The organism is Microlunatus sp. GCM10028923 (assembly GCF_042666975.1).
Taxonomy (GTDB): domain Bacteria; phylum Actinomycetota; class Actinomycetes; order Propionibacteriales; family Propionibacteriaceae; genus Microlunatus.
Genome location: NZ_JBHTFF010000009.1, coordinates 216,588 through 237,973 on the forward strand (window position 1 = coordinate 216,588; position 21,386 = coordinate 237,973).

Genomic DNA, 21,386 nt, shown 5'->3' on the forward strand with positions numbered 1-21,386 from the left:
GCGGTTCTCGATCAGTCCACGCCGAGTTCCCAGAGAGCGCTGATCGGCACGGCTCGCTTCTTGTGACCGAACGACAAGGTCTCCGAACCGGTGTAGAACACGATGCCGGCGATCAGATCGTCACCGAGGCGTGTCTCGAGATGGTTGATCCCCTTGAAGTCTTCTGCTCGCACCGTGGCTGAGGCTTTGACTTCGATGGCCACGGCCCGGCCGCGACGATCCTCCAGGACGAGATCCACTTCGACCTTGTCCTTGGTTCGGTAGTGGAACAACTCTGCCCGGGTCCGTGACCAGGTGAGCTGGCGGGCGATCTCCATGGCGACGAAGCCTTCGAGCAGGCCGCCGATCTGGCTGTCGGGTCGACGCAGCCCGAGTGCGTCCTGTCCCAACAGATTGGCGGCGATGCCCGAGTCGACCAGGGCGATCTTGGCGGTCGATACCGCTCGTGCGGAGAGATTCCGGGACCAGGCGGGGATTCGCTTGATCAGGAAAACCTCCTCGAGCAGAGCGAGATACCGGCTCACGGTTGACTGAGGCAGACCGAGCCGGCTGGCCAACGTGCCCGGCACCAGAAGTTGCCCGGACTGTGCGGCAAGCATGCTGATCAGGGTCCGCAGTTCTGGCACGCGCTCGATCTCGGAAATCTGGATGACGTCGCGGTTCACGAGATCGGCGATGTAATTGTCGAAGAACGCTTCCCGTCGGCGCCCGGTGCGGGCGATGGCTTCGGGAAACCCGCCGCGCACGATCCGGTCGATGTAGCTGTTTCGATCCAGCGCGGACTGGTGGCGGAGTTCTGGGCCGAGTTCGAAGACCGCGTCGACAAAGCCGTCCGGACGCTCGTCGATCTCGCCCTGGGACAAGGGCCAGAGCTCGATGGTCTCCATCCGTCCAGGCAGCGCGTCCGGAATGCTGCGGAGGCTCAACAGTCTCGCTGATCCGGTGAGGAGGAATCGACCGGGGCGTGTGTCGAGGTCGACGACTTCCTTGATCGCCAGCAGCAATTCCGGCACCCGTTGGACCTCGTCGATGACCAGCATGCCCTCTTCTCGAACGAAGGTGGTCGGGTCTGCTTCAGCCGCCCTCCGGATCGACGGCCGATCCAGGCTGCGCCACTCGCTGGTTCGGCCGCTGACCTGGATCACCAGTGTGCTCTTGCCGCTTTGTCTTGCACCGTTGACGAGCACGACCCTTGTGTCGGCAAGGGCTTCCTGCACGAGGGAACTAGCGTGCCGGGGAAGAATGCGACCGACGGGCGAGTGCAAGGCGGGAGTCATGTGGTCGATTATGGCACTGGTGTGAAAGTTTGGCCGCTACTCCTGCGCTAGTTTGGTCGCTACCTGTGTGCAAGTTTGGTCGCACAGTATCTGTAGCTTCGGCCGGTGTTCCGGGGTCGACTCCAGGAGTTCCTTCGCGGACCGCCCGGTCAAATCTCCGGGAACGCCGTCGAACCGTTCCTCGTGCTTACACAATCGTCCCAGCGGCGATCTGGGCCGCCCGGCGCATACTGGCGGCTGCCGGTATCGAGAGCTGTCCAGGGCGATCAACTGCCGGCCTCGCCGCGGTAGGCGGGTGGGCGTGGCTCCAGCCAGTTGATCAGCGCTGGCTTGGCGACGTTCATCGCGAAGAAGTGATTGCCCGCCGGGGTGTGGTGGCTGTGGTAGTAGCGATCGACGTAGTCGTTCGGGGTGAGGGCGAACGCCTCGAAGTCCTGCAGGTGCGCCGCCAGGCCGTCGACGTAGTCGATGCCGAGCGCGTCGAGCCGCCGGACGAAGGCCAGGTCCGCCCGCGGCTGTCCGGCGCAGGCGGCGGCCACCTCGCCGCCGGGATAGCTGAGCAGCACGAGCAGGCGCTGCTTGCGGCGGGCGAGCTCCTCGCGCACAGATTGGATGATCTCGATCGAGGACCGGAAGGCGCAGGCGGTGTAGAGGCGCCGGGCCGACGCGGCCCTGGCCTCGTCCGTGCTCGGGTCGAACTCGACTCCGAGGGCGTTCGCGAGTTCGGCCTGGTCCTGGATGAAGGAGAAGTCGCCGGTCTGGCCGGCGACGAGCAGCTGGACGATCGGGTCGGCACCGAAGGTCTCGATCAGGAAGTCCGTGTCGCAGAGGTCGTAGAGCGACTCCGGGGTCGGGCAGGGGTTGGGCCGTTCGACGAGCCGGCCCGACGCGTCGAGCCGGACATGGCGCCACGGGTTGGCGTGGAACATACCGACCGGCAGCTCGCGCTGCTCGCGCCACCAGGCCGATCCGACCCGGAGCAAGCGGTAGGAGTCGAGGTTCCGGTAGTGATCATCGAGGAAGATGTTCAAGATCACGTACTCGGTGCCGTCGGCCGTCGCCTGGACCTGCTGCAGCCGGAGCGCCGCCTGGTAGACGCCGAAGCCGCCGACGCCGAAGTTGCGGATCGGCTCGCCCAGGTTGGCGGCGAGATACTCCAGCCAGGTCTCGCCGTCGCTCACCTGATGGCACTGGGTGAAGCTGTCCCCGAAGCTGTGGAGCCGGCAGTGACGGTCCTGATAGTTGATCACGAGCCGTTCGCCCAGCGCGCCGTAGCGGTAGGTGCTGGTCGCGCCGCCGTGACCGTCGACGACCCTGGAATCGTGGGGCAGATAGCCGAGCTGGGCGTCGAACCTCGCCCAGTTCGGTTCGGCCGGGTCGAGGAACCGGTCGATGTCGCGCCGGTGCAGCGTCGCCGCCGCCAGGAATTCTCGGACTTGTCCGTCGTGATCGGTCATCTCACCCTCCACGCCCGGCGGCGGTCCGGACCCCGGTTCAGGAGTCCTGTCGCGGGCTGACCGGCCAGTCGGCCGGGTATTCGTCGGACAGTTCCTCGTGCCGGCGGTACAGCTTCTTCCGAAGCCGGCCGGACAGCCGGTCGCCGAACACGGTCCCGAACAGGTGGTCGGTCTCGTGCTGCAGGCAGCGGGACAGCAGGCCGGTGCCGACCAGTTCCTGATCTTGGCCGAAGGCGTCCTGGCCGTGGCAGGTGGCCTGGTCGGGGCGGGCGAGCTCGACGTACGCGCCGGGCAGCGAGAGGCAGCCCTCCTCCTCGGTCTCCAACACCCGGTCCTTGCCCTCGGGCAGGGTCACCTCCGGATTGCAGAAGACGCCGACCTGCCGCTGGTGATCGTCGTCGGGGCAGTCGTAGACGAAGACGCTGAGATCGATGCCGACCTGGGTCGCCGCCAGGCCGACGCCGTCAGCAGCACGCATGGTGGCGAACATGTCCCGGATCAGCCGATGCAGCTCGTCGCCGTACTCGGTCACCGGGCGGGTCTTGGCATGCATGACCGGGGTACCCCAACGGGTGATCGGCAGGATCGTGCCACCGCTGGTCAGGTCGGTCAGGGTCGCCACCGAAGCAGGTCCTTCCTAGGAGAGCCGGTACGGGTCCTCGGTGAACCCGGCGCCGGCTTCCGCATCGTAGTGGTAGACCTCGCGGCCCTCGATGATCACCCGCCTGGCCCGGCTCATGATCTCCAGCGGATCGCCGTCCCAGAGGACCAGGTCGGCGTCCTTGCCCGGCTCCAGGGAACCGACCCGGTCGGCCAGGCCGAGGATCTCGGCCGGGTTGATCGTGATCGATTCCAAGGCGGTACGGGGATCCAGGCCCTCCTTGACCGAGAGGATCGCCTGGTAGACCAGGAAGTTGATCGGTACCACCGGGTGATCGGTGGTGATCGCGATCTTGACGCCGGCGTTGGCCAGCAGGCCCGGGTTGCGCAGGTGGCGCTGGTTCACCTCGACCTTGCTGCGCGAGGTGAACAGCGGTCCGATGATCACCGGCACGCCCCGTTCGGCCAGCACGTCGGCCAGCAGGTGACCCTCGGTCCCGTGGTTGATCACCAGCCGGTAGCCGAACTCGTCGGCCAGCCGGAGTGCGGTCGCGATGTCGTCGGCGCGGTGGGTGTGCTGACACCAGGGCACGTCGCCGGTCAGCACCGAGACCAGGACCTCGGAGTTGGCGTCCCGGTCGAACGGCTTGCCGTCCTGCTCGGCCTGATCACGCTTGGCCTGGTAGTCCTGCGCCTTGCGCAGCGCCTCCCTGATCACGGCGGCGACGCCGAGCCGGGTGGCCGGGGTCTGCTTCTTCTCGCCGTACACCCGCTTCGGGTTCTCGCCCAGCGCGGACTTGATGCTGCACGGCTGGGCGAACACCATCTCGTCGACCATCCGGCCCCAGGACTTGATCGCGACGGTCTGGCCGCCGATCGGGTTGCCCGAACCGGGCTTCACGACGACCGACGTGATGCCGCCGGCCAGGGCGTCCCGGAAGCCCTCGTCGGCCGGGTTGATCGCGTCCAGGGCACGGAACCGGGCCCCGACCGGGTCGGTCATCTCGTTCGTGTCCTGGCCGGCCCAGCCGTTGCCCTCCTCGTGCACGCCGACGTGACCGTGCGCCTCGACGAACCCGGGCAGCACCCACTGACCGGTCGCGTCGATCACCTCGGCCTTCTTGCCGATCTTGACCCGGGCGCCGACCTCGGTGATCACGCCGTCCTTGATCAGCACGGTGCCGTTCTCGATCGGCTCGCCGACGATCGGAACGACCCGGCCGCCGACGACGGCGAGCTCGCCCGGGCGGCGCGGGAAGGTGGACGGGGGCGTCTGCTTCGGCATCAGGCGTCGACTCCTTCGGTGAGCGGGATCAGGCAGGACGGACTCGGCGTCTCGATCGTGCCGTCGATCCTCCCGGCGGCAAGATCATCGCGGCCGATCGCGACCACGGTGCCGTCGTTCTGGTTGGCCACCCACAGGTGCGAGTCGGTGGCGATCAGGTCGCGCGGCCAGGCGCCGCCGCAGGACACCTCGACCGCCGGCCGGACGGTGCCGTCGGTGAGCTGGAACGCGGCGATGGTGTCCGAGCCGCGGTTCGCGACGAAGATCGACGAGCCGTCGGCCACGATCGCGGACGGGTAGATCCGTTCCTGGGTTGAGCTTCCGGACGCCGGTACGCGCTGGCCGGTGTCACCGCCGGTGCCCGTACGCGGAGCCCACCACACCTCGGCCGACAGCTCGCAGGCGACCACCAGTTGATCATCGACCAGGACCAGATGGCGCGGCCCGGTGCCCGGCGGCAACAGCACCGGATCGCCGGCCCGGCCGAGCTTCCCGTCGCCGTCGATCCCGATCCGGTGCACCCGGTCGGTGCCGAGATCGGGGACCAGGATCACCTCGCCGTCGACGACCACCTGGTGCGGGTGCGGTTCCGACTGCCGGCTCGCGTCCGGACCGGTGCCGGTGAACTCGAGCAGGTCGGTCTGCCCGGTCAGGCTGCCGTCGTCCGCCAGGCCGAAGGCGGACACCGAACTGGACCCGTAGTTCGCCGTGATCACGAACCGCCGGTCCGGGCTGAGGCACAGATGGCAGGCCCCCGGCCCCGAGTTGGGCACGCTGTTGATCAACTCCGGGCCACGCTCGGTCAGCCGGAACGCCGCCACCATGGAGTTCGTACCCTCGGACACCCCGTACAGCAGGGGCAGGTCCGGGTGCTTGATCAGATAGCTCGGCGAGTCGATCTCGACCGTCCCGATCGGGGAGGCTCCGTCCGGCGCGACGCGGAAGGTCACGAGGCCGGATCCGTCCCCCAGGGTCGGGGTGTAGCCGCCGACGATGAGCTGGCTCAGGTGAGGTAGAGGCACGATGTCTTGCATATCACGGTTGCGGCGTGGCGACTTGTCCTCGGTGCACAGCCGACGGATGGTGAGAACGTGCCCACCGCCCCGGATCCCGCCGAACCCGAGCTGGCGGACGGCTACCGCGAGCTGCTGGACCGCTACCTGCGGCACCTCGGGTCCGAGCGGCAACTCTCCGATCACACGGTACGGGCCTACCGCGCCGACCTCACCTCGCTGCTGGAGCAGCTGACCCGCCTCGGCCGGACCCGGCTGGCCGAGACGACCCTGGGCGACCTGCGGAGCTGGCTGGCCCGGCAGCAGTCGGTCGGCCAGGCCCGGTCGAGCATCCAGCGCCGGGCGACCGCCGCGCGGGTCTTCTTCGCCTGGGCCCGCCGGGTCGGCGAGATCGAGACCGACCCGGCCGTGTCGCTGCGCTCCCCGAAGCTGCAACGACGGCTGCCGGACACACTCGACGCGGCCGATGCGCGGCAGATGCTCGAGCAGGCGATCACGTACGCGGCGGAGGAGGGCGGCCCGGTCGCCCTGCGCGATGTCGCCCTGCTCGAGGTCCTGTACGGCAGCGGCGTCCGGGTGGCCGAACTGTGCGGGCTCGACCTCACCGACGTCGACGCCGACCGGCGCACCCTCCGCGTCTTCGGCAAGGGCCGCAAGGAACGTACGGTGCCGCTCGGCGCGCCGGCCTTCCGGGCGCTGGACCGCTGGATCGCCGAGGGCCGGGAGGCGCTGCGCATCCCCGCGTCGCCGCCGGCGATCTTCCTCGGCGAACGCGGCGGGCGGATCGATCAACGGGTGGTGCGGCGGATCGTGCACCGCGCGCTCCGGCTCACCGACGGCGCTCCTGATCTTGGTCCGCACGGCCTCCGGCACGCGATGGCGACCCATCTGCTGGAGGGCGGCGCCGACCTGCGCAGCGTGCAGGAGATGCTGGGCCACGCCTCGCTGGCGACCACCCAGATCTACACCCATGTGACCACGGACCGGCTTCGGCGGGCGTACGAGCAGGCCCATCCACGCGCCTGACTCGCCGCTCGGGCCGATGTCACGCTCTCGTTAAGGTTTCATTTCATACTGAAACTTCTGAGATTTGCTATTGACTGCGTCTGGGCCGGGCTTCAAGATCACGTTGCATGAGTTCCCGCATCCCGGCGGTCCTGCTGGCCGCCCTCCTGATCCTCACCGGTTGCGCGGGCGGTGGCAGTGGATCGGGCACTGAGCAGCAGAGTCGTACCGTGTCCATGGCGGTCGGCGACCCGGTGACGTTGAACCCGGGCCGGCAGACGATCGCCTTCGCCCAGACCAGAGTGATCTTCTCCGGTCTGATGTTCGCCGAAGCGGACGGATCGATCACCGGCCTCAACGCGGAGTCGGTCACCTCCGACGACGCGGTGAACTGGACGATCAAGCTCCGCGACGGCTGGACCTTCCACAACGGCGAGCCGGTCACCGCCGAGAGCTACGTCAAGGCCTGGAACGCGACCGCGTACGGGCCGAACGCCTGGGAGAACAGCGGCCAGCTGGCCAACATCGTCGGTTACGAGGACCTGAACCCGGAGAAGGGTGACCCGAAGGTCAAGGAGTTGTCCGGGCTCAAGATCGTCGATGATCACACCTTCACGGTGAAGCTGAAGAGCGCGGACGGTCAGTTCCCGTTCCAGGTCTCGCAGTCGCAGACGGGCTTCTTCCCGTTGCCGGAGGCCGCCTACGATGATCTTGAGGGCTTCGCGAAGGCGCCGATCGGGAACGGTCCGTTCAAGATCGTCGGCAGCTACACCGAGAACGAGCCGGTCACCGTGCAGGCCTATCCGGAGTACGCCGGTCCGAAGCCGACCGTCGACGAGATCGTGTTCAAGCCGTACACGGACATGACCACCGCCTACACCGACGTCCAGGCCGGTAACACCGACGTCCTGTTCGTCCCGGCCAGCCGGATGAATCAGGTCAAGACCGACTTCGGTGATCGCGCGTACGTCTTCCAGGGGCTCGGGATGAACTATCTCGGCCTGCCCCTGTGGGAGGAGAAGTACTCCGACATCCGGGTCCGGCAGGCGATCTCGATGGCGATCGACCGGCAGGCCGTCAGCGACGCGATCTACGGCGGGATCTGGGAACCGGCGACCGCACTGACCCCGCCGGGGGAGCCGGGCACGCCCGTCGGCCTGTGCGGCGAGCTGTGCACCTTCAACCCGGAGAAGGCGAAGCAGCTGCTCGCCGAGGCCGGCGGCTGGACCGGCTCGATGGAGATCAGGTACCCGGGCGGTTCCGGGCTGGACGAGCTCTACCAGGCCTACGCCAACCAGCTCCGGCAGAACCTCGGCATCGAGGAGGTGACCGCGACCCCGACGACGGACTTCCCGGAGTTCCAGAAGCTGCGCAACGAGCGCAAGCTGACCGGGCCGTACTTCTCCCGCTGGGGTGCCCTGTACGCCAGCCAGCAGAACACGCTGCGCGAGTTCTACCTGAAGACCGGCGGCTGCGTGAACTGCATCCCCCATTACACCGACGAGGTCGAGCAGCTGATGGCCAAGGCCGACGCCGAGCTTGATCAGGAGCAAGCCATCGCCGGCTACGTCGCGGTGCAGAAGGCGATCATGAAGGACTTCCCGGCGCCGCCGATGTTCTTCGAGAAGTACACCTACGCCACGTCGGAGCGGGTGGCGAAGCTGGCTGAGGGTGTCGGCTCGATCAACATCGAGTTCACCGAGCTCGCCGGCCAGTGATCATGACCGGGATGACCACGTGATCAAGTTCCTGGTCCGCAGGTTCGCCGAGCTCGTCGTGGTGTTCTTCGGGGTCACGTTCGTGATCTACGCGGCGGTCTTCGCCCTGCCCGGTGACCCGGTCGCCGCGCTGGGCGGGGACCAGCCGCTGCCGCCACGAACGGTCGAACTGATCCGGGCGAAGTACCACCTGGACGACCCGCTGTGGAGCCAGTACCTCCGCTACCTGGGCACGCTGCTGACCGGCGATCTCGGGGTCGACCTGAACGGCCGGTCGGTCGCCGAGCGGCTGGCCGGCCGGTGGCCGGTGACGATCCAGCTGGCCCTGACAGCCTGGGTGATCCAGGTCGTGTTCGGGATCGGGCTCGGACTGCTGGCCGGCCTGCGGCAGAACTCCTGGCTCGACCGGAGCGTGTTGATCATGACGATCGTGGTCACCTCGATCCCGATCATCGTGATGGCCGTGGCCGCGCAGTTGATCTTCGGCGTCCGGCTGGCCGTGGTGCCGATCGCGGGGGTGTCGGAGGGCTGGCCGGTCTCGTACCTGCTGCCGGCCTGTGTGCTGGCGATCTACGGGCTGGCCGCCGTGTCCCGGCTGATGCGGGGCAGCGTGGCGGACACGATGCGGACCGACTTCGTCCGGGCGCTCTGGGCGAAGGGGCTGCCGGCGCATCAGGTGGTCGGCGTGCACGTGGTGCGGAACTCGGCGATCCCGGTGCTCACCTATCTCGCGGTGGACCTGGGCGCCCTGCTCGGCGGGGCGATCGTCACCGAGGGCATCTTCAATCTGCCCGGGGTCGGGCAGTTGATGTTCCAGGCGATCCGTACCCACGAAGGTCCCACGGTCGTCGGCATCGCCACCGCGCTGGTGCTGATCTTCCTGGTGACCAGCCTGATCGTCGACGTGCTGCACTCCCTGCTGGATCCGCGGGTGCGTCATGACTGATCAGGTACTGACCGCCGACATCGCGGTCGAGGGTCCCCAGGCGCGCGGCGTCTGGGCCACCGTGCGGCGCCGGGTGCTGTTCTGGCTGCCGCTCGGCGTGTTGACGATCATGATGTTGATCGCCGTCGTCCCGGAACCGTTCGCCGGGCTGTTCGGCCATCCGGACCCGCGGGTCTGCGACCTGTCCCGCAGCGTGAAGCCGCCGACCGCCGGGCATCCGTTCGGCTTCGACGTGCAGGGCTGTGACGTGTACGCGAACGTGATCCACGGCGCCCGGGCGTCCATGATCGTCGGCCTGGTCTGTACCGCGATCGCGCTCGGCATCGCGCTCGTCGTCGGCACCCTGGCCGGTTACGTCGGCGGGCTGCTCGACTCGATCCTGGCCCGGCTGACCGACATCTTCCTCGGCTTCCCGTTCCTGCTCGGGGCGATCGTGGTGCTCAACACGCTGGGCAGCCGCTCGGTGATCACCGTCGCGCTGGTGCTCGCGCTGTTCGCCTGGCCGACGCTGGCCCGGCTGGTCCGGACCAGCGTGCGGGGCATCCGGGGCGCCGAGTACGTCCAGGCGGCGACCGCGATGGGGCTGCCGACCGGTCGCATCCTCGGCCAGTACGTGCTGCCGAACGCGATCGGGCCGGTGCTCGCGGTCGCGACGCTGACCGTCGGCGGCGTGATCGTCGCCGAGTCGACCCTGACCTTCCTCGGCCTGGGCCTGCGGGCGCCGTCGATCTCCTGGGGTCTGCAGTTGGCCAGCGCGCAGGCCGTGTTCCAGCGGGCGCCGCACATGCTGATCTATCCGAGCATCTTCCTGGCCGCGACGGTGCTCAGCCTGATGACGATCGGCGACGTGCTGCGGGACGCGATCAACCCGAGGGCCCGTTCTTGAGTGCGCCGAGCGATGATCAAGACCGACGAACCACGGAGAGGGAGACGATGACGGGATACAGCGTCGAGACGGCGCGCGAGGCGGCACCGGCGATCGAGGCCTGGCTGGCGTACCAGCGGCGTTACCTGCGCACCCCGGGCGTGCAGGCCGCGGTCCGGGTCGGGGCCGAGTTGATCACCTCGCAGGCGTACGGGTTCGCCGACGAACCGGCCGGTACGCCGCTGCGGACCGATCACCTGTTCCGGATCGCGTCGCATTCCAAGACGTTCACGGCGACCGCCGTCCTGCAGCTGGTCGGGCAGGGGAGCCTGCGGCTGGACGACCGGATCGACGCGCACGTCCCCGAGCTGGCCGGGACCGGCGTCGGAGCGGTCACCCTGCGCGAGCTGCTGGGTCATCAGGGCGGCGTGATCAGGGACGGCGTGGACACCGACTTCTGGCAGTTGATGCGGCCGTTCCCGGACCGGGCCGAGCTGATCGACCTGTGCCGCGAGCACGGCGTCGTCTACCAGACCAACGAGCACTTCAAGTACTCCAACGTCGGCTACTCGCTGCTCGGCCTGGCCGTCGAGAGTGCGTCCGGCGTCTCCTACCACGAGTACGTCCAGACCAAGATCATCGAGCCGCTCGGCCTGGCCGACACCGGGCCGGAGTGGCGGCCCGAACTCGCCGACCGGTTCGCGGCCGGCCACTCCGGGCTGATCGACGGCGCCGAACCGCGGCAGGCGATCGGCCACATCGACACCCGCGGGATGGCCGCGGCGACCGGCTTCTACTCCACGGCCGAGGACCTGGTCCGCTACGCCGCCGCCCACTTCACCGGCGCCGGGGAGCTGATCGACGACCCGGCCAAGCGGCTGATCCAGCGGGACGAGAGCACCGTCGTGACGAACGGCGTCGAGCAGGGCACCTACGGGCTCGGCATGGACGTCACCACCATCGGTGAGCGCCGGGTGGTCGGGCACAGCGGCGGCTACCCGGGCCACATCACGCGGACCTACCTCGACCCGGCCGAGCAGGTCGCGGTGAGCGTCCTGACCAACTGCATCGGCGGCCCGGCGACCGCCCTCGCCGACGGCGTGGTCAAGCTGCTCAACCTCGCCGCCGGTGATCACGACCCCGATCCGGCGGCGGCCGACCACGACCTGTCCCGGTTCACCGGCCTGTTCGCGAACCTGATGGGCGTGGTGCAGATCGCGCTGCTGGGCGGCCGACTGGTCGGCTTCTATGCCGCGGCCCCGGATCCGACCGCTTCCTACGACGAGCTCCGGTTCGTCGACGAGAACACCCTGGTCGGCACCGCGGCGGCCGGGTTCGGGCTGGCCGGCGAACCGATCCGGTTCAGCTGGGCCGCCGACGGGTCGGTCGAATCGGTCCGCTACGGCGGTGGCACCCGGTGGCCGGTGGACGTGTTCCTGGCCCGCCGGGCCGACCAGATCAGCAACGGCACCGCCGGCACCGGAACGAGTTGATCATGGCCAAGTCCGCGAACCGCACCGGCCGCAGCAAGCCCGAGCCGAGTCCCGACCCGACGGAGGACTGGGAGACCAGCGAGCGCCGGCGGGAGTTCATCGAGTCGTTCGGGGTGCTCCGCGAGCTGGCCGGTTCGCCCCGGATGGAGGGCAGGGTGCTCGCGTACCTGATGACCAGCGGCAAGCCGTACGTCTCCTCGGCGGAGCTGGCCGGCGCGCTGAAGGCGAGTGCCGGCTCGATCTCCGGGACCACCCGCCGGCTGATCGAGATGGGCTTCATCGCCCGGCACGCGATCCCGGGCGACCGCAGCCACTACTACACGGTCGACGACGACATCTGGGGCACCTTCCTGGCCGGCGAACGGCGCTACCTGGACCGGCAGCGCGCCATGTTCTCCGACCTGCTCGCCGACGTGCCGGCCACGCTCACCGGCCCGCGCCGCCGGCTCCGCAACGCCCGCAACTACATGGAGTGGCTGGCCACCTATCACCGCAAGATGCTGGCCGACTGGAAGGCGTACAACGAGACCCACAACATCGACGCCGACGAGGATCCGTCGTGACCTCGGCGGGGCGGCCGGTGCTCGCGTTCGAGGACCTGGTGGTCGACTTCCTGGTCGGCGGACAGTGGCAGCGGGCCGTGGACGGGGTGTCGTTCGACCTGCGGCAGGGCGAGGTGCTCGCCGTGGTCGGCGAGTCCGGTTCCGGCAAGAGCGTGACCAGCCTGGCCTCGATCGGCCTGCTGCCCGGGAACGCCCGGGTCGGCGGCCGGGTGTTGCTCGATGATCAGGACCTGCTGACCGCGGGCCGGGCCAGGCTCACCGAGATCCGGGGCAAGCGGATCGCGATGATCTTCCAGGACCCGGTGAACGCGCTGGACCCCGTCTTCACCATCGGGTCCCAGCTGGTCGAGATGATCCGGCGGCACCAGCCCGGCCTGGATCGCCGGCAGGCGCGGGAGCGGGCCGTCGAACTGCTCCGGATGGTGGAGATCGCCGACCCGGAGCAGCGGCTGCGGCACTATCCGCACCAGCTGTCCGGCGGCCAGTGCCAACGAGCCATGATCGCGATGGCGTTGTCCTGCGATCCGGAGGTGCTGATCGCCGACGAGCCCACCACGGCACTCGACGTCACCGTGCAGCAGGAGGTGCTCGACGTCCTGATGGCCCTGCGCCGGCGGACCGGCGTCTCGATCATGATCATCACCCACGACATGGGCGTGGTCGCCGACGTCGCCGAACGGGTGGTGGTGATGCGGCAGGGGAACGTCGTCGAGGTCGCCGGCACCCGGGACCTGTTCGCCCGGCCGCAGCACGACTACACCAAGGCTCTGCTGGCGGCCGTCCCCGGCACCCAGCGGAGCGATCCGGAACCCGGCCGCGCCCAAGATCACGAACCCACGACGGAGCCGGCGGGCGACGCGGCTGAGGCGCCTCCGCTGGAGATCGAAGGCCTGGTCGTCGAGTACCGCGGCCGGCGCGGCCACCGGGTCCGCGCCGTCGCCGGCGTCGACCTCCGGCTCGGCCCGGGCGAGATCTGCGGGCTGGTCGGCGAGTCCGGCTCGGGCAAGTCGACGATCGGCCGCAGCGTCCTCGGCATGGCTCCGATCAGCGGCGGCGACGTCCGGGTCGGCGGGGTCTCGATGGCGACCGCCGGGAGGGCCGAACTGCGCGCGGTCCGGTCCCGGATCGGGGCCGTGTTCCAGAACCCGACCGGCTCGCTCAACCCGCGCTACACCGTCGGCCAGTCGATCGGCGAACCGTTGCTGGTGCACCGGGGTGTCCGCGGCGCCGAGCTGACCGGCCGGGTCCGCAGCCTGCTGGAGAGCGTGGAACTTCCGGCCGGCTGGGCCGGTCGCTACCCGCACGAGCTGTCCGGCGGGCAGCGGCAGCGGGTGTCGATCGCGCGGGCGATCGCGCTCGAACCCGATCTGCTGATTGCCGACGAACCCACCTCGGCACTCGACGTCTCGGTGCAGGCCACGGTGCTGGAGCTGCTGGTCGCACTGCAGCAGCAGTTCGCCTTCGCCTGTCTGTTCATCAGCCACGACCTCGCGGTGGTCGAGCAGGTCTGCGACCGGGTCGCGGTGCTGCACGATGGCCTGATCATGGAGCAGGGCAGCTGTGCAGCGATCTTGAACGCGCCCACCGACCCGTACACCCGAAGGCTGCTGGCGGCCGCGCCGGTGCCCGATCCGGTCGAGCAGGCCCGTCGCCGCGAGGCCCGCCTGGCCGGCGTCGCCTAACCTGCGTCGCCTAGCCTGCGTCCGCCGGATCAAACCAGCGCAACTGCTTGCCGAACCGGGCGAACCCACGGTCCCGCGTCGCCAGCCGGGCGCCGTGCGCAGACGCCAGCGACGCGAGATACACGTCCGACACCGCGCGTCCTCTGAGCCGGCGATCGCTCTGCAGCAACTCGTCGAAGATGGCCCACGACCGGGGCGTCGAGGCGACCGATCGAGCCGGTGGTGCCGCCTGGAGCGCCCGGACGAAACCGAACGCACTCGCGGTGGAGGACACCGGCTTCGAGATGCGCGGGTCGGTCACGATCCGGACGAACCCGGTGAGCGCCGGGTCGGCGAGCAGCAGCGGTTCGGTGTCGTTCACGGCTTCGCCGAGCCATCGCGCATAGTCGGCGTGCCGATCCGCGCCCTCTCGGAACGCGTACACGAGCACGTTGACGTCGAGGAGGATCACAACCAGCCGTCTTCCTCGTCGAAGTGCTGCTGCACGGCGTCCTTGTCGTCGATGTCGATCAACATCCGCCCGTTCGGGTAGCCGTCGGTGGGGAGGCTGTACTTCTCGGTCACGGTTCGATCCTTCGCCAGCAGGTCGTTCAGCGCCTCGATCATCAGGCTCGTCACCGTTCGGTGCTCGGCCTTCGCCCGTTCCCGGACCTCGTCCATCAGGGCGTCGGGGAGGTTCATGGTCGTGCGCATGCATACGAGCATACGTGCTGGATATGCCGATGCATATCCACTACCACCAGCTCATCGGGTCCACCACTTCGCCGTCGAGCCAGAGCATCAGGTGCAGGTGGCAGCCGGTGGAGTAGCCGGTGCTGCCGACCCGGCCGATCAGTTGGCCCTGCGCGACCTGTTGTCCCGGGCTCGCCGCGTACGAACTCGCGTGGTTGTAGCCACTCACCACGTGCCGGCCGGCGATCGTCCCGTGGTCGATCATCAGCCGGTTGCCGTACCCGGGATTGAAGAAGACCTGGCTCACCCGCCCCGGGTACGGAGCTCGGATGGGAGTCCCGCAGCCGGCGCCGAAGTCCGTGCCGTCGTGCAGCTTGGTCACCCGCAGGACCGGGTGCAGCCGCATTCCGAACGGCGAGGTGATCGGCCCGGCGACCGGCGGCAGGAATCCGTGGCCGCCGGGTGGCCCGGTCGCACCGGACCCGCCCTGGTCGGCGGCCGCGGCCGCCGCAGCCGCTCGTTCCGCCGCGCGCCGTTCCGCGAGGTCGCGCTGGGCCTCGCCGAACAGCCGGACCCGGCCGTCCCCGCCCGGAACCGGTGCGCTGCCGCCGAGCCGGAGCGGGTCGAGATAGGTGTCGCCGCGCAGCCAGCCCCAGTGCAGGCAGTCGCGGGGCGGGCAGTGACCCGGCTGCAGGGTCCCGATCCGCAGGCCGGCCGATACCCGGGACCCCACCGGCACGGTCGCGGTGACCGGCTCGTACGTCGTCCGGGTGCCGCCGTGGTCGACGACCAGCACCCCTCGCCCGGCCAGCGTCTGGGCATAGGTCACCGTCCCGGCCGCCGCCGCCAGCACCGGCGACCCGGCGGGCGCGGCGAGGTCGACGCCGCGGTGGCCGGGACCCCAGCGTTCCTTCGGTGGGTCGAACTGCCGGGCCACCTCGATCGGCCCGGGCAGCGGCCAGCCGGTGGTGCCGGGCAGGACCTCGGCCGCGGCCGGTCCGGTGCCGGCCAGGACCAGCAGCAGGCCGGCCAGGATCAGGGCGGCCGGGATCAGGGCGGGCCGGCTCCGCCCGCGGCGTGTGCGTACCTTCATGCCCTCGGATCCTGTGCAGGTCGGTCCCGGATCCGCCGGCTCCGAGAAAATCTGTGGACAACGATCTTCGGCCCGGGCGCGCTGTGGACAACCGCCGTTTGCGGAACCCGACTGTCCGGAACCGCGGTTACGTTGCGCGCATGACCGACGACTACTGGCACGAACCGCCGACGGCCGGCTCAGAGCTCGAGCACCTGACCGGGGCGCTGGACCGGCTCCGGGCGACCTTCCGCTGGAAGACCGACGGCCTCGACGCGGCGGGTCTGCGGACCACGATCGGCACCTCGCCGCTGACCCTGGGCAGTCTGCTCAAGCACCTCGCCCGGGCCGAGGACGAGATGTTCACCAGGAAGCTCAGCGGGGCGCCGGTCAGTCCGCCCTGGGACACGGCCGACTGGGACGCCGACCCGGACCACGACTTCACCTCGGCCGCGGACGACGGCCCGGCCGAGCTCTACGCGATCTGGGACGGCACGGTCGAACGGTCCCGGCAACGGCTGGCCGAGGCGCTGGCCGGCGGCGGGCTGGAACAGCTGGTCGAGCTGGCCTGGCCCGACGGCCGCCGGCTCAGCCTGCGTCGGCTGCTCTGCGACCTGATCGAGGAGTACGGACGGCACACCGGGCACGCCGACCTGATCCGGGAGGCGGTCGACGGACGGGTGGGCGAGGACCCGCCGGCGGATTGGCGGCCGCCGCCGGTCGTGAGTTAGCCCGGAACGGGCGAACGGCGTAGACTCGGCGCCGCAGCTCGAGGAATCGGGCTGACTTCGCATGCTCGTTGACCGATCGCCCTGATCGGGCGGCGGCCGCGGTCTCGAAACCTTGCCGGTTCGAGTCGGTCGTCGCACGGGCATCAGGCGGTGCCGAAGAGTTCGACACCGGACAACCGTACGTCGGGCGGAAGCCCGAGAAGAGAGGGATACGGCCATGGCCGTCGTCAGCACCCGCCAGCTCCTGGAGAGCGGCGTCCACTTCGGACACCAGACCCGTCGGTGGAACCCGAAGATGAAGCGGTTCATCCTCACCGACCGCAACGGCATCTACATCATCGACCTGCGCCAGTCGCTGACCTACATCGACCGCGCGTACGCCTTCGTCAAGGAGATCGTCGCCCGCGGCGGCAAGGTCCTCTTCGTCGGCACCAAGAAGCAGGCCCAGGAAGCGATCGCCGAGCAGGCGACCCGGGTGGGCATGCCCTTCGTGAACCAGCGTTGGCTCGGCGGCATGCTGACCAACTTCCACACCGTGATCAAGCGGATCCAGCGTCTGAAGGAGCTCGAGGGCGTCGACTACGACGACGTCGCCGGTTCCGGCCGGACCAAGAAGGAGCTCCTCGGCATGCGCCGGGAGAAGGAGAAGCTGGAGAAGACCCTCGGTGGCATCCGGGACATGAGCGAGGTGCCGCAGGCGGTCTGGATCGTCGACACGAAGAAGGAACACCTCGCCGTCGACGAGGCGCGCAAGCTGCGGATCCCGATCATCGGCATCCTCGACACCAACTGCGACCCGGACGAGGTCGACTACGCCATCCCGGGCAACGACGACGCGATCCGCTCCGTCTCGCTGCTCACCCGGGTGCTGGCCGACGCCGTGGCGGAGGGCCTGATGGCCCGCTCCGGTGGCGACCAGAGTGGCGAGCAGACGACCTCCGAGCCGATGCCGGACTGGGAGCGCGAGCTGCTGGCCAAGCAGGAGGCCGACGCCCGGGCCGAGGCCAGCAACACGGCCGAGGAAGCCCACGGCAGCGAGGCGGCCGACGCCGCCGAGGCCTCCCAGGACCCGATCCTGGAGTCCGAGACCGCCGGGCTCAAGGAGCCCAGCGAAGTCAGCAACTGATTCACGCGACACCAGCGGTGCAGGGGGGCGTCCCCTGCACCTCTCCCTGACAGCTCTCTGAACGAAGGAAGTACGAGGACGCATGGCGACGATTGCCGCTACCGATGTGAAGCGGCTCCGGGACTCCACCGGGGCCGGGATGATGGATGCGAAGAAGGCGCTCACCGAGGCCGAAGGCGACTTCGACAAGGCCGTTGAGCTGCTCCGCGTGTCCGGGCAGGCCAAGGCCGCGAAGCGGGCCGACCGTGCGGCCAGCAACGGCCTGGTCGCCTACGCCGACGGTGCCCTGATCCAGCTCGGCGCCGAGACCGACTTCGTGGCCAAGAACGAGGAGTTCCAGGCCCTCGCGGAGACCGTGGTCAAGGCCGCGGCCGCCGCCAAGGCGAACTCCATCGACGAGGTCAACGCTGCTCCGGTCGAGGCCGGCAAGACCGTCGCCGACCTGATCCACGAGCTGGCCGTCAAGATCGGCGAGAAGCTCGAGATCAGCGGTGCGGCCTACTTCGACGGCAACACGACGGTCTACCTGCACAAGCGGGCCTCCGACCTGCCGCCGCAGGTGGGCGTGCTGGTGCAGTACTCCGGCGCCGACGAGTCGGCCGCCAAGACGGCTGCCATGCAGGTCGCCGCGATGCGCCCGCAGTACCTGAACCGCGACGAGGTTCCGGCCGACATCGTGGCCAACGAGCGGCGGATCGCCGAGGCGACGGCGCAGGCCGAGGGCAAGCCGGAGCAGGCGATCCCGAAGATCATCGAGGGCCGGGTGAACAGCTTCTTCAAGGACGTTGTCCTGCTGGACCAGCCGTCGGTGACCGACAACAAGACCCCGGTCAAGAAGCTGCTCGATGCGGCCGGCGTTACCATCGAGCGATTCGTTCGGTTCGAAGCGGCTTCCTGAGCCTTCGAAACAGCGGCGTGCGCTACGAATCCCGTCCGGATTCGTAGCGCACGCCCATGTTCAGCAGGAAACGTGCGTCAAGCCCGGAATTTCGATCCTAAGGAGAGCCGATGGCGAGCCCGTACAAGCGGGTGCTGTTGAAACTGTCCGGCGAGGTGTTCGGCGGCGGGAAGGTGGGCGTCGACCCGGACGTGGTGGCCGGACTGGCCCGGCAGATCGCCGAGGTCGCGGCGACCGGGGTCCAGATCGCCATCGTCGTCGGCGGCGGCAACTTCTTCCGCGGCGCCGAGCTGCAGCTGCGGGGCATGGAGCGGGACCGCGCCGACTACATGGGCATGCTCGGCACGGTGATGAACTGCCTGGCCCTGCAGGACTTCCTGGAGAAGGCGGGTGCCGAGCCGCGGGTCCAGACCGCCATCACGATGGGTCAGGTCGCGGAGCCGTACATCCCGCAGCGGGCCGAACGGCACCTGGTCAAGGGCCGCATCGTGATCTTCGGCGCCGGCTCCGGGATGCCGTACTTCTCCACCGACACCGTGGCCGCGCAGCGGGCGCTGGAGATCGGCGCCGAGGTGCTGTTGATGGGCAAGCAGGGCACCGACGGGGTGTACGACTCCGACCCGCGCACCAACCCGGACGCCCGGAAGTTCGACGAGCTCAGCTACGACGAGTACCTGGCCCGGGATCTCAAGGTCGCCGACGCCACGGCGATCAGCATGGCGCGCGACTACGCGTTGCGGATGGTCTTTTTCAGCCTCGACACCGACGGCACCATCGTCCGGGTGATCGCTGGTGAGAGGATCGGAACCACAGTCCACACCTGATAGCCCCAAGCCGAGCAAAAGGAGCTCTACCGTGATCGACGAGATCCTCATGGACGCGGAGTTGAAGATGGACTCTGCGATCGAGTACGCGAAGGAGGAGTTCGCGGCGATCCGTACCGGTCGAGCCCACCCGGCGATGTTCTCGAAGCTGGTCGTCGACTACTACGGCGCCGCGACGCCGCTGCAGCAGCTGGCCAGCTTCCAGGTCCCCGAGGCCCGGATGGTGCTGATCACCCCGTACGACAAGGGATCGATGGCCGGCATCGAGAAGGCGATCCGGGACTCCGACCTCGGCGTCAACCCGACCGACGACGGCAACGTCATCCGGGTCACGCTGCCGGAGCTGACCGAGGAACGGCGCAAGGAATACATCAAGCTGGCCCGGACCAAGGCGGAGGAGGCGCGGATCTCGATCCGCAACCACCGCCGCGCCGCCAAGGAGGCGCTGGACAAGCTGGTCAAGGACAAGGCAGCCGGCGAGGACGAGGTGACCCGGGCCGAGAAGCAGCTGGACGGCGTCACCAAGCAGCACACGGACGCGGTCGACGAGGTGCTCAAGCACAAGGAATCCGAACTCATCGAGGTTTGATCGGTGTCGGAACCCTCGCCTGGAGAATCCGCTCCAGGGAATGAACCGGGCGCCTCGGCGCAGCCGCCGGCTGATCATGGCCGGGCCGGCCGCAATCTGCCGGCGGCGATCGGCGTCGGGGTGGGGCTCGGCGCCTACCTGGTCGTCACCCTGATCTGGTTCAAGCCAGGCTTCGTCGCGCTGCTCGCGGTCGCCCTGGCGCTCGGGGCCAACGAGATGTACCAGGCGCTGAAGCGGCAGGGGATGACCGCGGCCATCATCCCGATCGTCGTGGGTACGGTCGCGATCGCCACCGGTTCCTATCTGGCCGGCGTGCAGCAGCCGGTGGTGTTCTCGACCACCTCGGTGCTGCTCGCCTCGCTGGCGCTGACCGTACTCGCCGCCATGATCTGGCGGATGCCGAAGGGCGCCGCCGGCTACGTCAAGGACACCGCGGCCAGCCTGATGATCATCGCCTACGTGCCGTTCCTCGGTTCGTTCGCGGCGCTGATGCTGGCGGGGGAGAACGGCTCGGTCCGGCTGGTCACATTCATCGTGATCGTGGTGATGGGCGACGTCGGCGGCTACGTGGCGGGCGTCCTGTTCGGCCGACACCCGATGGCCCCGACGATCAGCCCGAAGAAGTCCTGGGAGGGCCTGGTTGGCTCGGTCGTGCTCGGCACCGGTTCCGGTCTCGCCCTGACCGTGTTCGGACTCGGCGCACCCTGGTGGATCGGCCTGATCCTCGGCGTCCTGCTGGTCGGGGTCGGCGTCTGCGGCGACCTGATCGAGTCCTTGATCAAACGCGATCTCGGGATCAAGGACATGAGCTCGTTCCTGCCCGGCCACGGTGGCGTGATGGACCGGCTCGACTCGCTGCTGGTGGCGGCGCCGGTCGCCTGGCTGATCATGTACCTGCTGGTCCCCGGCGGCTGATGGTGTCGCCAGAACTCCACGGCACGGATCATGGCGGTCCGGCGATGCCGTTGATCAGCCAGTCGAGACCGGCCAGGAAGTCGCGCCTGACCTTGGCCGCCGGCAGCGGCCGTTCGCCGTCGGCCGTCCAGCCGGTGGCGAACGCCGCGTACCCGATGGTGTAGACGATCATGCTCCGGCGGCCGGCCTCTCCGATCGCCCCGCCGGCGCCGAGCTGCTCCAGGCAGCGGTCCATGATCATGCCGAGCCGTTGTGCTTCGGGTCCCCGGGAACCCTGCCTGGCCAGGTAGGCGCCGACCAGCCGGGCCTGCTCGACCAGCGTGTCGTAGGTGTCGACCATGATCGTTTTCAGGGCCCGGCGCGGGTCCTTGGTGCGCGGCTCGGCGATCGTGCTCAGCACGTCGTCCAGGACCGCGTCGATCAGGGCGTTCTTGTCGTCCAGGTGGCTGTAGATCGCGTTCGGCGCGACGCCGAGCTCGGCCGCGACGGCGCGCAGGCTCAGGCCGTCCAGTCCGCGCGCGTCCAGGGTCCGGCGGGCCGCGGCGACGATCTGCTCCCGGGTCAGTCCGGCGCGCTCGCCGCGGGACCTTCGGCTTCGTTCCGTGCGGGGCTGATCCATGGCTCTATTGTACAGCGTCCAATTAAGTTGTACAGT

Annotated in this window: 22 protein-coding genes; 13 read left to right on the forward strand and 9 right to left on the reverse strand. The window is 69.2% G+C overall.

Annotated features, from left to right (window positions below):
• Positions 1 to 11 precede the first annotated feature (11 nt).
• The 5 genes from ACFQU4_RS22635 to ACFQU4_RS22655 all read right to left on the reverse strand — a co-directional run bounded on the left by ACFQU4_RS22635 (position 12) and on the right by ACFQU4_RS22655 (position 5,641).
• The gene (locus ACFQU4_RS22635; RefSeq protein WP_377496203.1) at positions 12 to 1,277 is read right to left on the reverse strand and encodes an ATP-binding protein; all 1,266 of its coding nucleotides are present in this window, start codon (positions 1,275 to 1,277) and stop codon (positions 12 to 14) included.
• A 266-nt stretch (positions 1,278 to 1,543) separates the two neighbouring features.
• Complete coding sequence (locus ACFQU4_RS22640) at positions 1,544 to 2,734, reverse strand: hypothetical protein (protein WP_377496205.1); 1,191 nt, start codon at positions 2,732 to 2,734, stop codon at positions 1,544 to 1,546.
• A gap of 37 nt (positions 2,735 to 2,771) precedes the next feature.
• On the reverse strand, positions 2,772 to 3,356 hold the full coding sequence (def, locus tag ACFQU4_RS22645) for a peptide deformylase (protein WP_377496207.1): 585 nt from the start codon (positions 3,354 to 3,356) through the stop codon (positions 2,772 to 2,774).
• A gap of 15 nt (positions 3,357 to 3,371) precedes the next feature.
• Complete coding sequence (locus tag ACFQU4_RS22650; protein WP_377496209.1) at positions 3,372 to 4,619, reverse strand: amidohydrolase; 1,248 nt, start codon at positions 4,617 to 4,619, stop codon at positions 3,372 to 3,374.
• Positions 4,619 to 5,641 (reverse strand): lactonase family protein, encoded by a 1,023-nt coding sequence (locus ACFQU4_RS22655; protein ID WP_377496211.1) that lies wholly within the window; start codon positions 5,639 to 5,641, stop codon positions 4,619 to 4,621. Before ACFQU4_RS22655 ends, ACFQU4_RS22650 begins: the two co-directional genes overlap by 1 nt.
• A 69-nt stretch (positions 5,642 to 5,710) precedes the next feature.
• Between ACFQU4_RS22655 and ACFQU4_RS22660 the strand changes: the two genes are divergently transcribed.
• The 7 genes from ACFQU4_RS22660 to ACFQU4_RS22690 all read left to right on the forward strand — a co-directional run bounded on the left by ACFQU4_RS22660 (position 5,711) and on the right by ACFQU4_RS22690 (position 13,904).
• Complete coding sequence (locus tag ACFQU4_RS22660; protein WP_377496213.1) at positions 5,711 to 6,658, forward strand: tyrosine recombinase XerC; 948 nt, start codon at positions 5,711 to 5,713, stop codon at positions 6,656 to 6,658.
• 107 nt (positions 6,659 to 6,765) lie between these two features.
• Positions 6,766 to 8,355 carry an ABC transporter substrate-binding protein gene (locus ACFQU4_RS22665; protein ID WP_377496215.1) on the forward strand — a complete coding sequence of 530 codons (1,590 nt, stop codon included), beginning with the start codon at positions 6,766 to 6,768 and terminating at the stop codon, positions 8,353 to 8,355.
• A 19-nt stretch (positions 8,356 to 8,374) separates the two neighbouring features.
• Positions 8,375 to 9,301 carry an ABC transporter permease gene (locus ACFQU4_RS22670; RefSeq protein WP_377496217.1) on the forward strand — a complete coding sequence of 309 codons (927 nt, stop codon included), beginning with the start codon at positions 8,375 to 8,377 and terminating at the stop codon, positions 9,299 to 9,301.
• Positions 9,294 to 10,187: an ABC transporter permease gene (locus ACFQU4_RS22675; RefSeq protein ID WP_377496219.1), complete on the forward strand. Its 894-nt coding sequence runs from the start codon at positions 9,294 to 9,296 to the stop codon at positions 10,185 to 10,187. Before ACFQU4_RS22670 ends, ACFQU4_RS22675 begins: the two co-directional genes overlap by 8 nt.
• A 47-nt stretch (positions 10,188 to 10,234) precedes the next feature.
• Positions 10,235 to 11,659: a serine hydrolase domain-containing protein gene (locus tag ACFQU4_RS22680; RefSeq protein WP_377496222.1), complete on the forward strand. Its 1,425-nt coding sequence runs from the start codon at positions 10,235 to 10,237 to the stop codon at positions 11,657 to 11,659.
• Between the two features lie 2 nt (positions 11,660 to 11,661).
• Positions 11,662 to 12,222, forward strand: a complete 561-nt coding sequence (locus ACFQU4_RS22685; protein ID WP_377496224.1) for a GbsR/MarR family transcriptional regulator — start codon at positions 11,662 to 11,664, stop codon at positions 12,220 to 12,222.
• The gene (locus tag ACFQU4_RS22690; protein ID WP_377496226.1) at positions 12,219 to 13,904 is read left to right on the forward strand and encodes an ABC transporter ATP-binding protein; all 1,686 of its coding nucleotides are present in this window, start codon (positions 12,219 to 12,221) and stop codon (positions 13,902 to 13,904) included. Before ACFQU4_RS22685 ends, ACFQU4_RS22690 begins: the two co-directional genes overlap by 4 nt.
• Positions 13,905 to 13,914: 10 nt before the next feature.
• Here the strand turns inward: ACFQU4_RS22690 and ACFQU4_RS22695 are convergent, their stop codons facing one another.
• Genes ACFQU4_RS22695 through ACFQU4_RS22705 form a run of 3 tightly spaced genes read right to left on the reverse strand, consistent with a single transcriptional unit; the run spans position 13,915 to position 15,669 of the window.
• On the reverse strand, positions 13,915 to 14,355 hold the full coding sequence (locus tag ACFQU4_RS22695) for a TA system VapC family ribonuclease toxin (RefSeq protein ID WP_377496228.1): 441 nt from the start codon (positions 14,353 to 14,355) through the stop codon (positions 13,915 to 13,917).
• Positions 14,352 to 14,597, reverse strand: coding sequence for an Arc family DNA-binding protein (locus tag ACFQU4_RS22700; protein WP_377496230.1), 246 nt, complete (start codon positions 14,595 to 14,597; stop codon positions 14,352 to 14,354). The genes ACFQU4_RS22695 and ACFQU4_RS22700 overlap by 4 nt, the downstream gene beginning before the upstream one ends.
• A gap of 40 nt (positions 14,598 to 14,637) precedes the next feature.
• Positions 14,638 to 15,669 carry a M23 family metallopeptidase gene (locus ACFQU4_RS22705; protein ID WP_377496232.1) on the reverse strand — a complete coding sequence of 344 codons (1,032 nt, stop codon included), beginning with the start codon at positions 15,667 to 15,669 and terminating at the stop codon, positions 14,638 to 14,640.
• Positions 15,670 to 15,809: 140 nt separating this feature from the next.
• Between ACFQU4_RS22705 and ACFQU4_RS22710 the strand changes: the two genes are divergently transcribed.
• The 6 genes from ACFQU4_RS22710 to ACFQU4_RS22735 all read left to right on the forward strand — a co-directional run bounded on the left by ACFQU4_RS22710 (position 15,810) and on the right by ACFQU4_RS22735 (position 20,731).
• The gene (locus tag ACFQU4_RS22710) at positions 15,810 to 16,379 is read left to right on the forward strand and encodes a DUF664 domain-containing protein (protein ID WP_377496234.1); all 570 of its coding nucleotides are present in this window, start codon (positions 15,810 to 15,812) and stop codon (positions 16,377 to 16,379) included.
• A 217-nt stretch (positions 16,380 to 16,596) separates the two neighbouring features.
• Positions 16,597 to 17,505 carry a 30S ribosomal protein S2 gene (gene rpsB, locus ACFQU4_RS22715; RefSeq protein WP_377496236.1) on the forward strand — a complete coding sequence of 303 codons (909 nt, stop codon included), beginning with the start codon at positions 16,597 to 16,599 and terminating at the stop codon, positions 17,503 to 17,505.
• 82 nt (positions 17,506 to 17,587) lie between these two features.
• A complete protein-coding gene (gene tsf / locus ACFQU4_RS22720; protein WP_377496238.1) occupies positions 17,588 to 18,403 on the forward strand; it encodes a translation elongation factor Ts in 816 nt (271 codons plus the stop codon).
• A gap of 110 nt (positions 18,404 to 18,513) precedes the next feature.
• Positions 18,514 to 19,227, forward strand: a complete 714-nt coding sequence (gene pyrH / locus ACFQU4_RS22725) for a UMP kinase (protein WP_377496240.1) — start codon at positions 18,514 to 18,516, stop codon at positions 19,225 to 19,227.
• Positions 19,228 to 19,261: 34 nt separating this feature from the next.
• Entirely contained in the window at positions 19,262 to 19,816 is a 555-nt protein-coding gene (gene frr / locus ACFQU4_RS22730) for a ribosome recycling factor (protein WP_377496356.1), read from the forward strand.
• 96 nt (positions 19,817 to 19,912) lie between these two features.
• Positions 19,913 to 20,731, forward strand: coding sequence for a phosphatidate cytidylyltransferase (locus ACFQU4_RS22735; protein WP_377496358.1), 819 nt, complete (start codon positions 19,913 to 19,915; stop codon positions 20,729 to 20,731).
• A 28-nt stretch (positions 20,732 to 20,759) separates the two neighbouring features.
• On the opposite strand, the gene ACFQU4_RS22740 is transcribed toward ACFQU4_RS22735, so the two are convergent.
• Positions 20,760 to 21,350: a TetR/AcrR family transcriptional regulator gene (locus tag ACFQU4_RS22740; protein WP_377496242.1), complete on the reverse strand. Its 591-nt coding sequence runs from the start codon at positions 21,348 to 21,350 to the stop codon at positions 20,760 to 20,762.
• Between the last annotated feature and the right edge of the window lie 36 nt (positions 21,351 to 21,386).